This window comes from Pseudomonas sp. NA-150 (assembly GCF_044336365.1).
Classification (GTDB): domain Bacteria; phylum Pseudomonadota; class Gammaproteobacteria; order Pseudomonadales; family Pseudomonadaceae; genus Aquipseudomonas.
Genome location: NZ_CP172305.1, coordinates 867529 through 880838, shown reverse-complemented (window position 1 = coordinate 880838; position 13310 = coordinate 867529). Strand labels below are relative to the sequence as shown.

Below are 13310 nucleotides of genomic sequence, written 5' to 3'. Positions count from 1 at the left end.
GACTTGTGTTCGCCACTATTGTCCTACAATTACCTCAGTCCTTTTAAAACCTGTTTTAAAGTCGGATCGAGGTGGCAACATGATCATTACAACAAGAAGAACCATGGCTGCACTGTCCGTTGCTGTTGTTGTCGCGATCTACGCCGCAGGTGCCTATCGCATTGAAATGGCTCGGCAAGCTCCGCGCTTCACCGTGTTATGCGACGGTGCCCACTGCGCACCACAAGATGCAACGTTCGCAGCCTTGAGCGGGAAGTAACGGTTGGAAATCCTGCGAGAACATTAATACGAGCCTATCGAATAGCCTGCTATCGGATTAGACTAGCCCTCTTGCTGCTGCCATTTTTGGGCAGAATTTACTGCTAGTTGGGCTCTCCCTTGACCAGTCTCGGCCAACCAAAACCCGCCATTCGCAACGTGCTGTTCGCGCTGATGATGGCCGTCTTTCTCAGTGCGTTGGATCAGACCATTGTTGCGGTCTCGATGCCGGCGATTTCTGCACAATTCCATGACTTCGACCTGCTCGCCTGGGTGATCTCTGCCTATATGGTGGCGCTGACGGTGGCCGTGCCGATCTACGGCAAGCTCGGTGATTTGTATGGCCGCCGCCGCCTGATGCTGTTCGGGCTTGGCCTGTTCACCCTGGCCTCGTTGTTCTGCGGCATGGCCCAGAGCATGGAGCAGCTGGTACTGGCGAGGGTCATCCAGGGCATCGGCGCTGGCGGCATGGTCTCGGTCAGCCAGGCGATCATCGGCGATATCGTTCCTCCCCGTGAGCGTGGTCGCTATCAGGGCTATTTCAGTGGCATGTACGCGATCGCCAGCGTCGCCGGGCCGGTGTTAGGCGGAGTGATGACCGAATACATGTCCTGGCGCTGGGTTTTTCTGATCAACCTGCCACTGGGCCTGAGCGCCTGGTGGATCGCCCGTCGTACGCTGATCGGGCTGCCGATCCCACAACGTACGCCGATCATCGACTACCTTGGCACGGTGCTGATGATCATCGGCTTGAGCGCGCTGCTGCTGGGCGTCACCGAGATCGGTCAAGGCCGCGGCTGGCGTGATCCCGAGGTGCTGGCGTTGTTGGGCGTGGCACTGCTGACACTGGCCGCCTTCGTTGCCTACGAACGCCGGGCACGCGAGCCGCTATTGCCGATGCACCTGTTCGGCATCCGCAGCGCGGTATTGTGTTGGTGCACGATATTCTTCACCAGTTTTCAGTCGATTTCGCTGATTGTGCTGATGCCGCTGCGTTTTCAGACCGTCACCGGCGGTGGTGCCGATGCGGCCGCCCTGCACTTGCTACCACTGGCGATTGGCATGCCGATGGGCGCGTATTTCGCCGGGCGGCGCACGTCGTTCACCGGGCGTTACAAGCCGCTGATTCTGACCGGCGCCGCCATGGTGCCGGTCATGGTGCTGGGCATGGCCCTCACTCCGCCGGATTCGCTCGTACTCGCCAGCGTGTTCATGTTGCTGACCGGCATCGCCTGCGGCTTGCAGTTTCCTACATCGCTGGTCGGCACGCAGAACTCGGTCGAACAGCAGGACATGGGGGTGGCCACCAGTACCACCAACCTGTTCCGCTCGCTGGGCGGCGCGGTCGGCGTGGCGTTGATGTCGGCGTTGTTGCTGGCGATGCTGCAAAGCGCCGGTCTCGGCCAGGTCAGTGACGCGGCGGTCGGTGAAGGCCATTCCGGCAATGTGTTGATGGATAGCCTGAACGCCGTCAGCGGCCCTGCGCTCGAACTGTTGCGCGGTGAGTTGCTGGTGACCTTCCGTCATCTGTTGATGATCAGCGCCGGCATTTCACTGCTAGGGTTGGCGGCTGCGCTGGCGATGCCGAACAACCTGCTGCGCGGGCGGGCTCACGGCGACAAGAGCTGACAGAGACCGTCAGCTCGCCCGTTGCTGTCAGCGACTGTAATAGCCCACGGCGACCAGATAGTGGTCGACCTTGCGGATATACGCGTGTTTGTTCTCGATCTTGTTGGTCACCGGGTTACGCCAGTGATAGTCGTACTCGCCCTCGTCCTGCTTGTTGATCAAGGCCAGGATCGGCTCGCCGACCGGTTGCCCTTCTGGATCGCGAACCTTGCTGAAGTCGGTCTTGACCATCCGCAGATTGGTGCCGTGCGCGACGTAGCGCTGGTCCTTCAGATCAACCACGAACACGTATAAGTCGTCCTCGAGGAAGCCGCCTTTCAGGCCGTTGATGGCATTGATGGTGCCTTTTTCATCCTTGACCAGTGCGCTGGAAGCCTTATCCAGTAGGGCTTTGGCTTGCTCGGGAGAGGCGCGGGGAATGTAGTAACCCACTGCCAGCACCCGATCACCGACACGTTGGTAGTACACGCGCTTGCGCTCGACCTTGCCATCACTCCAGTTCTGCCAGCGGTATTCGGACTCCTGAATGCCGTTGGCTTCGGGCGTCGAGAGCACGTCTTTAAAGACTTTTTGTAAATCCGGCGACAGCGTCCCGGACACGTCGCGACCGATCAACACGGCGGAAGGTCCGCCACTGGCGAGCATCACGCCTTTGGTGTCGAGGACGTAGACATACAGGTCACCTTTGACGAACTCGCCCTGACGGCTGAATTCGGCGAATGCCTTGTCACCCTCATCGTGATAGCGCGCCAACGCCTTGACCAACAACGCCTTGGCCGCCGGCCCATCATCCACCGCCCCACCTGCCGCCCACGCCTGACTGAAGCTCAGGCACAACAGCGATCCCAACAGCACCCGCTTGAGCAGCCCCGTCATTGCGCGTTCCCCGTTTTTTATTAGTGTTTGCAGAGCTTAGACGGCGGTTGAGTATTTAACCGTTATTCACGCTACATGTAGGAGCTGCCGCAGGCTGCGATAAGGCCCGCAGGGCCTTCAAGATCAACAGCATTGGCAGCCTTCGGCAGCTCCTGCAGGATGTTTATTCAGTCAGTGATGATCTTGCAGCCGGTCGCCTCTTTCAGCGCTTCGAGGCTGACGCCGGTTGCCAACTCCACCAGTTTCAAACCGGCCTCAGTGACGTCGATCACCGCCAAATCGGTGATGATCCGATCCACCACCCCCACGCCCGTCAACGGTAGCTCGCACTTTTCCAGCAACTTGTGCACGCCGCCCTTGGCTGTGTGTTCCATCAACACCACCACCCGCTTGACCCCGGCCACCAGGTCCATGGCGCCGCCCATGCCTTTGACCATCTTGCCGGGGATCATCCAGTTGGCCAGATCGCCCGTCTGCGAGACCTGCATCGCGCCGAGGATCGACAAGTTGATGTGCCCGCCGCGAATCATCGCGAATGAGTCGGCGCTGTTGAAAAAACTGCTACCGGGCAAGGTGGTGATGGTTTGTTTGCCGGCGTTGATCAGGTCGGCATCGACTTCATTGTCCCGGGGAAACGGACCGATACCCAACAGCCCGTTTTCGCTTTGCAGCCAGACATCCATGCCTTCAGGAATGTAATTGGCCACCAGCGTAGGCAAGCCGATGCCAAGGTTGACGTAAAAACCGTCCTGCAATTCTTGCGCGGCGCGTTGCGCCATTTCTTCACGAGTCCAGGCCATGATCAGGCGCTCCGCACAGTGCGTTGTTCGATACGTTTTTCCGGCGTCGCATTCAATACCAAACGCTGCACGTAAATACCCGGCAGGTGAATCTGATCAGGCTCCAGCGCGCCGGTCTCGACGATTTCTTCGACCTCGACCACGCACACCTTGGCCGCCATCGCCGCCAGCGGGTTGAAGTTGCGCGCCGTCTTGTTGAACAGCAGGTTGCCGGACTTGTCGGCTTTCCATGCCTTGACCAGCGCCACGTCTGCCCGCAGCGAGCGCTCCATCACGTACCACTCGCCGTCGAACTCACGGGTCTCCTTGCCTTCAGCCACCAGGGTGCCATAGCCGGTTTTGGTGAAAAACGCCGGAATGCCAGAGCCGCCCGCGCGCAGTTTTTCCGCCAGCGTGCCTTGCGGAGTGAATTCCAGTTCCAGTTCGCCTGCCAGAAACTGGCGCTCGAACTCTTTGTTCTCGCCAACGTATGAAGAGATCATCTTGCGGATCTGCCGCGTCTCAAGCAGTTGCCCGAGGCCGAAACCGTCGACGCCGGCGTTATTGCTGATAACGGTCAACTGCCGTCTGCCGCTGTCGCGCAGCGCCGCAATCAGGGCTTCCGGGATGCCACACAGCCCAAAACCGCCGACAGCCAGGGTCATGCCGTCTTCGACGAGACCTTGCAGGGCCGATTCGGCGGTCGAGTAGATTTTATTCATTATCATTCCTCGTCATGGTCCGTCGCGTACGACGGTGCGTATTCGAGTGTAGGCCTAACTCAGTGCGTTGCCTTGAGCCAAAACCATTGCGTTCGCTTGCCATTGGAAGGGCCGAGCGTCGGCATGATTTCCCCTGTGCGGAACACGCAACGCGAGCCTGCCGCCGAGCTGTTGAACCAGTACCCGTCACGGGTGCAGGCCTGCCCGGCAAATAAAGGCGGTACTGGTTTGTCGTCGAAGCGGGCGTACCACTGCGCCGAAGAGGCTTCGCAGAACCCACCACCACCGTTCACCAGAAAAGGGTGCAAACAGCCGCCCGACACGCGTATCGGCCTGATCACACGGTTCACTTCAACGTAGGCAGCCAGGGAGTCTTGCGCATCACCGCCCAGCACGGGCAAGGCGCCCGCACGAATGATCAAGCCGTCATCATAGGTCTGAAACTCCACCTCGCGGCAACCACTCAGCTGTCGGCGCACGGCATCGTTACCGCCCAATTGCTTGACGAATCGCTGCCCCAGCACCGTGTACCAATTCGCGCCCTTGATGTGATTCAGCAGGCGCAAGCTTTCAATCTGCGGCATCGGATCGACCATCAAACCGATATAGCGTTGCGCCAGTCGTTGCTCCAGCGCAAAGCAGTGCTGACCGTCATGCGGCAAGATGCACGCCAGCCCACCAAAACCGTGATCGGCATTGAGCTGACCGCACAGGTAGTTCAGCCACTCCTCGTAGCGTCGCGGGCCATCAGGGCTAAGCAGAATCGACCAGGGCAGCACCATCTTCAGGCACGAACAATCAATGTCGGCCAGACCGTCAGGCACGTTCATCACAAACATCCGATAGCCGGCGACTTCTTGCAGGGTGCCGCTGCTGATTGCCCAAATCAGCTGTTCATCGACTGAACTGGTGCGCACCAACTTACGGCGATAACCGAAATTACCGTCGTTCAGGCGAAATAGAGTCCGGTGAAACTGCCATCGGAGTTCACGCTTGAACGCGTGCCGAAAGCGGCTGAAGCACTCCGCGATCCGCAGCTTGGCCTGCGCGGTGTGGCCATTCTTGAAGTACAGCGTCGTGATCAGTCCGAGGCGAACCAGTGGCACGCCTTCATCGGAGTTGATCATCAGGTGCGCCGCCTGATTTCTGAGTTTGATCAGCTGACACACATCATCAGAGGCGTTGTCTGACATCCTTTGTCCCCCTAGTCCGAAAATTTCTGACTGCGGAGACTGATAGTTCTTTCAGAGAGGATCAATACAGGAAAATGGGTTTGGGAAATGGACTACTTTTTTCAGGAAGCGTCCTACTTTATTCCTACACAGCAGCGAGCTGGTTCAACGTTTTCGCTGGCCCCACGCCACCGCCAGGCCACTCAGGCAGATCACGCTAATACCCACCACGCCGTAAATATCCGGGGTGTGATTGAAGATCAGGTAGCCATACATCCCGGCAAACAGAATCTGCCCGTAACTGAAGGGTGCCAGCAGCGCGGGAGGTGCATGGCGGAAGGCCTCGGTCAGCAGTAAATGGCCCAACATGCCGCAGGTGCCAAGGCCAATCATCAACAGGCCGTGGCTAAGGGTCGGGGTGCTCCAGAAAAACGGCACCAGTGCCGTCATGATCAGGCTGTTGAAAATACCCGTGAGGAAGTTACTGGTGGTCGGGCTGTCGATGCCACTGAGTTGGCGGGTCAGTATCTGGTAGAAACCGAAGCACAGTGCGGATGCCAGCGGGAACAGGATCTCCGGGGTAAACAGCGAGCCGCCGGGGCGCACCACAATCGTCACGCCAACGAAACCAGTGAGCACCGCCAGCCATTGGCTGCGACTGACGTGCTCCTTGAGCAGCGGCACCGACAAGGCAGTCACCAACAAGGGCGCAAGAAAGTTGACCGCCGTGGCTTCCGCCAACGGGATGTACCGCAGCCCGGTGGTGAAGAACAGGCTGGTGCCGATCAGGCACAGTGCGCGCGCCAGTTGCATCCCCGGGCGCTTGGTGCGGACTACGCTCAAGCCGCTTTTCGGGATAAAAATGAACAGCATCATCAGGGTGTGCACTACATAACGTGCCCACACCACCATGACGATGGGATAAAAACCGGAAAGGTATTTGGATATCGTGTCGTGAGTGGAAAACAGCAGCAATGCCAGACAAATCAGCGCAATTCCTTTGGCTGGCTGATCGATCCCTTTGCCCAGGGAGTTCTGCACACTCATGCACACGCTCACAAACAGGAGGTAAATACTTAGTAAACTAACTACTCAAGCAACGCAGATGGCGATATAAATACAGGCTCACTGCCATAAAGCCAGCGTCACGCGGTTTCCGCGTTGGTCAGGGCCGGATGTCGTAAAGAAGGACTCAGGCGCAGCATATCCAAGGCTGTATCGACCAGGGACTCGGCATCTTGACTGAGCCCGAAGCTCTCGGGGACCAGTAACCACTGACCGAGAATGCCATCAATATAGGCATGCAGACAGATCGCTGCACGAGCAGTATCCAAATTAGCCGGCATTTGGCCTCTACGCACGGCGTTGCTCAGGGTAAGAGCAATTCGATCATTGCAATCGAGTGAGGCCATTTGTCGCTGACGCCGCATGTCACACATTTCATCAGTGAACTCACACTTATGAAACAGAATTTCATTAATGCGACGGGTTTTTGGGTCCAGTGCAACTTGATGAAACAATTTGATCAGCAATTTTCGCATGCAGCCCAGCGGGTCGATTTCTTCCTCACTCTCGCTGGCCTTGGCCATTTCCTCCAGCGGTTCATGCAGGCTGTCGAGCATCGCCTGCACCAGGTCCGCCTTGTTACTGAAGTGCCAGTAGATGGCACCGCGCGTGACGCCCGCGAGCGTCGCGATGTCTCCCAGCGTGGTGCGCGCCACTCCACGTCCGTAGAAAGCTTTTTCCGCTGCCTCGAGAATCTGGCTGCGAGTCTCCTGAGCTTCCTCTTTGGTGCGACGGACCATGGCAGTAAAACCTCACTCAAAATGTTCACGGCAAATCATCACAATCGGCCCGAAGCCTTATCGGGCGGCTTTTGTATTGCCTTGCCCCGGACGTACACTTCAGGGCTGAGCATGCCGCAGGGCCAACGCGCTGACTATTTACAAACAGCCATGAACGTAAGTATATTCATTAGCATCCTACTTATCTAGCTGACTCTCTTCAGTCTTTCCACTTTCTTGAGCCATAAACGCTCCAGACCCGAGGATCTTCATGCATTTCAAGCCAGCTGTTTCCGTTCTGGTTACTGCCGTTGCCCTGGCCTCGCTGCTCAGCGGTTGCGACCAAAAGCAACAGGCGGCGCCTGCCCCACCACCTCCTCAGGTCGGCGTAGTCACGCTGCAAACCCAATCGTATACCCTGACCACCGAGCTTCCGGGCCGCACCACGGCCTACCGCGTTGCCGAAGTGCGTCCACAGGTCAACGGCATCATTCTCAAGCGCCTGTTCACCGAAGGCTCGGACGTCAAGGCCGGTGACCAGCTGTATCAGATTGACCCGGCCATCTACGACGCCACGGCCAACAGCGCCAGGGCGACCTTGCAGTCCGCCAAGTCGCTGGCTGATCGCTACAAGCAACTGGTCAACGAGCAGGCGGTCAGCCGTCAGGAGTACGACACCGCTACCGCCTCTGCCCAGGAAGCCCAGGCTGCCGTGCAGACCGCTGAAATCAACCTGCGCTACACCAAAGTGCTGGCGCCTATTTCCGGTCGCATCGGTCGCTCGTCCATCACCGAAGGTGCACTGGTCAACAACGCACAAACCGACGCCATGGCGGTCATCCAACAGCTCGACCCGATCTATGTCGACGTCGTGCAGTCCTCGGCTGACCTGATCAAACTGCGTCGCGAACTGGAAAGCGGCCAGCTGCAAAAAGCCGGCGACAACGCGGCCAAGGTCAAACTGACCCTGGAAGACGACAGCCCGTATCCGCAGGAAGGCAAACTCGAGTTCTCCGAAGTCTCGGTTGACCAGACCACAGGCTCGGTGACCCTGCGCGCCAAGTTCCCCAACCCGAACCACACCTTGCTGCCGGGCATGTTCGTTCATGCGCGTCTGCAATCCGGCGTTCAAGCCGCCGCCATTCTGGTTCCACAGCAAGGCGTGACGCGTGACCTGAAAGGCACACCGACCTCGCTGATCGTGAACAAGGACAACAAGGTCGAGCTGCGTCAGATCGTGGCCACCCGTACCGTGGGCAACGACTGGCTGGTGGAAAGTGGCTTGAGTGCCGGCGACCGCGTGATCACTGAAGGCCTGCAATACATTAAGCCAGGCGCTGAAGTGAAGGTCGCCGACGCGACCAACGTCAAGCCTGCCAACCCGGTCCCTGCAACTGCTCCAGCTCCTGCACCGGCAACCGAAAAAGCCGCGAGCAGCAAAGGGGAGTAAGTCATGTCAAAGTTTTTCATCGACAGGCCGATTTTCGCCTGGGTAATCGCCCTGATCATTATGTTGATCGGGACATTGTCGATCCTCAAACTGCCAATCAACCAGTACCCGGCCATTGCACCGCCGGCCATCGCGATTTCGGTTACCTACCCGGGCGCCTCTGCACAGACCGTGCAGGACACCGTGGTTCAGGTGATCGAACAGCAACTGAACGGTATCGATAACCTGCGTTATGTCAGTTCGGAAAGTGACTCCGACGGCAGCATGACCATTACCGCGACGTTCAACCAGGGCACCAGCCCGGACATCGCCCAGGTTCAGGTGCAGAACAAACTGAACCTGGCGACCCCGCTGCTGCCGCAAGAAGTACAACAGCAAGGTATCCGCGTTACCAAGTCGGTGAAGAACTACCTGCTGGTAATTGGTCTGGTGTCGGAAGACGGCAGCATGACCCGAGACGACCTGGCCAACTACATCGTGTCGAACATGCAAGACCCGATCTCCCGGACTTCCGGTGTCGGTGACTTCCAGGTGTTCGGTGCGCAGTACGCCATGCGTATCTGGCTCGACCCGGCCAAGCTGAACAACTTCCAGCTGACGCCGGTGGACGTGAGTACCGCCATCGCGGCACAGAACGTTCAAGTGTCCTCGGGCCAGATCGGCGGTCTGCCGGCCGTTGCCGGCCAGCAGTTGAACGCCACCATCATTGGTAAAACCCGTCTGCAAACGGCCGAGCAGTTCGAAAACATTCTGCTCAAAGTCAATCGTGATGGCTCCCAGGTTCGCATCCGTGACGTGGGTACCGTTGGCCTGGGCGGTGAAAACTATGCGGTCAGCGCTCAGTTCAACGGCAAACCGGCTTCCGGTCTGGCGATCAAACTGGCGACCGGCGCCAACGCCCTCGACACGTCTAAAGCGATTCGCGCCACCGTTGCCCAGCTGGAGCCGTTCTTTCCGCCTGGCATGAAAGCGGTGTACCCGTATGACACCACGCCCGTCATCACTGAATCGATCTCCGGTGTAATCCATACGCTGATCGAAGCGATCGTCCTGGTGTTCCTGGTGATGTTCCTGTTCCTGCAAAACATGCGGGCCACGATCATCACCACCATGACCGTGCCAGTGGTGTTGCTCGGCACGTTCGGCATCCTCGCGGCAGCCGGCTTCACCATCAACACCCTGACCATGTTCGGTATGGTGTTGGCCATCGGCTTGCTGGTGGACGATGCGATCGTGGTGGTGGAAAACGTTGAGCGGGTGATGGCGGAAGAAAAACTTTCGCCGCGCGACGCGACACGCAAATCCATGGGCCAGATTCAAGGCGCCCTGGTGGGTATCGCGATGGTGCTGTCGGCGGTATTGCTGCCCATGGCGTTCTTCGGTGGTTCAACCGGTGTGATTTACCGTCAGTTCTCGATCACCATTGTTTCGGCGATGGCGCTCTCGGTACTGGTAGCACTGATCTTCACCCCGGCACTGTGCGCAACCCTGCTCAAGCCGATCAATGAAGAAAACCACGGCCATCCGAAAACCGGTTTCTTCGGCTGGTTCAACCGCACGTTCGATCGCAGCGTCTTGAGCTACGAGCGCGGCGTCGGCAACATGCTCAAGCACAAGATCCCGTCTTTTCTGGCCTATGCGCTGATCTTCGCCGGCATGATCTGGATGTTTACCCGGATCCCGAGTGCGTTCCTGCCAGAAGAAGACCAGGGCGTGATCTTTGCCCAGGTGCAGACACCGGCAGGCTCTTCGGCACAGCGTACCCAAGACGTCCTCGACAAGATGCGCTCCTACTTGCTGGACAAGGAAAGCGGCACGGTCAAGTCGGTGTTCACCGTCAACGGTTACAACTTTGCCGGTCGCGGTCAGAGTTCGGGCTTGGCGTTCATCCTGCTCAAGCCATGGGACGAGCGCCCTGGCAGTGACAACAGCGTATTCGCCCTGGCCAAGCGTGCTCAGGCACACTTCTTCAGCTTCCGCGATTCGATGACCTTCGCGGTCGTACCGCCATCGGTACTGGAACTGGGTAACGCCACCGGCTTCGACTTCTATCTGCAGGACCAGGCCGGTGTCGGCCACGCCAAGTTGATGGAAGCGCGCGGTAAATTCCTCGGGTTGGCGGCACAAAGCAAGATTCTCGCAGGCGTGCGTCCTAACGGTCTGAACGATGAACCTCAGTATCAATTGAGGATCGATGACGAGCGCGCCAACGCCCTGGGGGTGTCTCTGGCGAGCATCAACACCACGCTGTCGATTGCGCTGGGTGGTAACTACATCAACGACTTCATTGACCGTGGTCGAGTGAAAAAGGTCTTCATTCAAGGTGAACCCGACAGCCGGATGAAACCTGAAGACCTGAAGAAGTGGTACGTGCGCAACGCGTCAGGAACCATGGTGCCCTTCGCCTCCTTCGCCTCCGGCGAGTGGGTCTTCGGCTCACCGAAACTGTCGCGTTATAACGGCGTGTCGGCGGAAGAAATTCTCGGTACGCCGGCGCCGGGTTATTCCACCGGTCAGGCGATGGACGAGGTTGAACGCATCGCCAAAGAGCTGCCACCGGGCATCGGCTACTCATGGACTGGTTTGTCCTACGAGGAACGGCTCTCCGGTTCTCAGGCACCTGCGCTGTACGCCCTGTCGCTGCTGGTGGTGTTCCTTTGTCTCGCGGCGCTGTATGAAAGCTGGTCGATTCCGATCGCGGTCATGCTCGTGGTACCGCTGGGGGTTATCGGTGCGTTGATGGCGACCAGTTTGCGCGGGCTGTCCAACGACGTGTTCTTCCAGGTCGGTTTGTTGGTGACGGTGGGGCTATCGGCGAAGAACGCGATTCTGATCGTCGAGTTTGCCAAAGAGCTGCATGAACAAGGCAAGAGCTATGTCGACGCGGCCATCGAGGCCTGCCGCATGCGTCTGCGTCCGATCGTCATGACCTCCGCCGCGTTCATTCTCGGCGTGGTGCCACTGGCAACGTCCTCGGGCGCAGGCTCGGGTAGCCAGCACTCCATCGGTACCGGTGTAATCGGCGGTATGATTACCGCGACGATTCTGGCGATTTTCTGGGTGCCGCTGTTTTTCGTTTCGGTATCCTCGCTGTTCAAGACCCAACCGAAAAAAATTCACAACGATGATGAGGCTGGCCAATGAGCAAGTCCCTGATCTCTCTGGCAGTCACCGCGTTTATTCTCAGCGGCTGCTCGTTGATCCCCGATTACACGCAGCCAGCGGCACCGGTTCCGGCCCAATTCCCGCAAGGTCCGGCCTACTCGCCACAAGAGGCGGCCAACGCCGCGGCGGCCGAGCAAGGCTGGCGCCAGTTCTTCAAGGACCCGGCGCTGCAACAGTTGATTCAGTCCGCACTGGTCAACAACCGCGACCTGCGGGTCGCGGTCCTGAACATCGATGCATTCCGCGCGCAATACCGTATTCAGCGTGCAGACCTGTACCCGGCTGTTTCAGCCGATGCCAGCGGCAGCCGTCAGCGGGTTCCAGCCAAGTTGTCGCAGACCGGTGAAGCCGGGATTTCCAGCCAGTACTCCGCTACGCTGGGCGTCAGCTCCTACGAGCTGGACATGTTCGGTCGCGTGCGCAGCCTCAGCGAACAGGCGTTGGAAACCTACTTTTCCAGCGAGGAAGCCCGACGCAGCACGCAGATCAGTCTGGTGGCGAGCGTCGCCAATGCCTACCTGACGTGGCAAGCCGACAAAGAACTGCTCAAGCTGAGTCAGGACACCTTTCACACCTATGAGGAGAGTTACAACCTCACCTTGCGCAGCAGTGAAGTCGGTGTGTCTTCGGCCCTTGACCTTGCACAGTCGAAAACGGCAGTGGAAGGCGCTCGCGTCAAGATTAACCAATACCAGCGTTTTGTCGCTCAAGACCTGAACAGCCTGACGCTGTTGGTGGGCGCGGGTCTGCCTGCCAACTTGCCAGCAGGTTTGCCACTGCTCAACAGTGACTTGCTGACCGAAATGCCAGCGGGCTTGCCGTCGGAGCTGCTGCAACGCCGTCCGGACATCCTTGAAGCCGAGCACCAGCTCAAGGCCGCCAATGCCAATATCGGCGCAGCACGCGCGGCGTTCTTCCCGAGCATCACCCTCACCGCCAGTGCCGGCACCGGCAGCCCATCGCTGTCTGGCCTGTTCGATGGCGGCTCGGGCACCTGGTTGTTCGAGCCCCGCATCAATCTGCCGATCTTCAACGCCGGCAGCCTGCGAGCCAGCCTGGACTACTCGAAGATCCAGAAAGACATTGGCGTCGCCAAGTACGAAAAGAGCATTCAGACGGCGTTCCAGGAAGTCTCGGATGGCCTGGCCGCACGCCTGACCTTCGTACATCAATTGCAGGCGCAACGTGACCTGGTCGCCGCTAACCAGGACTACTATCGCCTGGCCGAGCGACGCTACCGGATCGGCATCGACAGCAACCTGACCTTCCTCGACGCCCAACGCTCGTTGTACGTCTCACAGCAGTCGCTGATCAGCGATCGCCTGACGCAGCTGACCAGCGAGGTCAATCTGTACAAGGCACTGGGTGGCGGCTGGAACGAGCAAACCGCGCAAGGCAACAAGCCGGTAACCGGCGATGTTCCTGAAATGCGGATGTTCTGATAGTTGTGTCGCAATAAAAAACCCACCGACTTG

At 58.7% G+C, this 13310-nt stretch carries 11 protein-coding genes; 5 read left to right on the top strand and 6 right to left on the bottom strand.

Features of this window, described 5'->3' with window-relative positions; all coding sequences use genetic code 11:
- Positions 1–79: 79 nt before the first annotated feature.
- Positions 80–259, top strand: a complete 180-nt coding sequence (locus tag ACF0H7_RS04255) for a hypothetical protein (protein ID WP_397451552.1) — start codon at positions 80–82, stop codon at positions 257–259.
- Between the two features lie 119 nt (positions 260–378).
- Positions 379–1887: an MDR family MFS transporter gene (locus ACF0H7_RS04250; RefSeq protein ID WP_397451551.1), complete on the top strand. Its 1509-nt coding sequence runs from the start codon at positions 379–381 to the stop codon at positions 1885–1887.
- A 27-nt stretch (positions 1888–1914) separates the two neighbouring features.
- Here the strand turns inward: ACF0H7_RS04250 and ACF0H7_RS04245 are convergent, their stop codons facing one another.
- The 6 genes from ACF0H7_RS04245 to ACF0H7_RS04220 all read right to left on the bottom strand — a co-directional run bounded on the left by ACF0H7_RS04245 (position 1915) and on the right by ACF0H7_RS04220 (position 7241).
- Entirely contained in the window at positions 1915–2763 is an 849-nt protein-coding gene (locus ACF0H7_RS04245; RefSeq protein WP_397451550.1) for a cache domain-containing protein, read from the bottom strand.
- Positions 2764–2930: 167 nt separating this feature from the next.
- Positions 2931–3563, bottom strand: coding sequence for a CoA transferase subunit B (locus tag ACF0H7_RS04240; protein ID WP_397451549.1), 633 nt, complete (start codon positions 3561–3563; stop codon positions 2931–2933).
- Positions 3564–3565: 2 nt separating this feature from the next.
- Positions 3566–4264 (bottom strand): CoA transferase subunit A, encoded by a 699-nt coding sequence (locus ACF0H7_RS04235; RefSeq protein WP_397451548.1) that lies wholly within the window; start codon positions 4262–4264, stop codon positions 3566–3568.
- Positions 4265–4323: 59 nt separating this feature from the next.
- On the bottom strand, positions 4324–5457 hold the full coding sequence (locus ACF0H7_RS04230) for a type VI immunity family protein (RefSeq protein ID WP_397451547.1): 1134 nt from the start codon (positions 5455–5457) through the stop codon (positions 4324–4326).
- A gap of 144 nt (positions 5458–5601) precedes the next feature.
- Positions 5602–6483, bottom strand: a complete 882-nt coding sequence (locus ACF0H7_RS04225; protein ID WP_397451546.1) for a DMT family transporter — start codon at positions 6481–6483, stop codon at positions 5602–5604.
- A 98-nt stretch (positions 6484–6581) separates the two neighbouring features.
- Complete coding sequence (locus ACF0H7_RS04220) at positions 6582–7241, bottom strand: TetR family transcriptional regulator (protein WP_397451545.1); 660 nt, start codon at positions 7239–7241, stop codon at positions 6582–6584.
- A 250-nt stretch (positions 7242–7491) separates the two neighbouring features.
- Here ACF0H7_RS04220 and ACF0H7_RS04215 point away from each other — a divergent pair, with 250 nt between their 5' ends.
- From ACF0H7_RS04215 to ACF0H7_RS04205, 3 genes are read left to right on the top strand one after another with little or no spacing between them, the layout of a single operon-like run.
- Entirely contained in the window at positions 7492–8670 is a 1179-nt protein-coding gene (locus ACF0H7_RS04215) for an efflux RND transporter periplasmic adaptor subunit (RefSeq protein ID WP_397451544.1), read from the top strand.
- Positions 8671–8673: 3 nt separating this feature from the next.
- Positions 8674–11814, top strand: coding sequence for an efflux RND transporter permease subunit (locus ACF0H7_RS04210; protein WP_397451543.1), 3141 nt, complete (start codon positions 8674–8676; stop codon positions 11812–11814).
- Positions 11811–13277: an AdeC/AdeK/OprM family multidrug efflux complex outer membrane factor gene (locus ACF0H7_RS04205; RefSeq protein WP_397451542.1), complete on the top strand. Its 1467-nt coding sequence runs from the start codon at positions 11811–11813 to the stop codon at positions 13275–13277. Before ACF0H7_RS04210 ends, ACF0H7_RS04205 begins: the two co-directional genes overlap by 4 nt.
- Positions 13278–13310 lie beyond the last annotated feature (33 nt).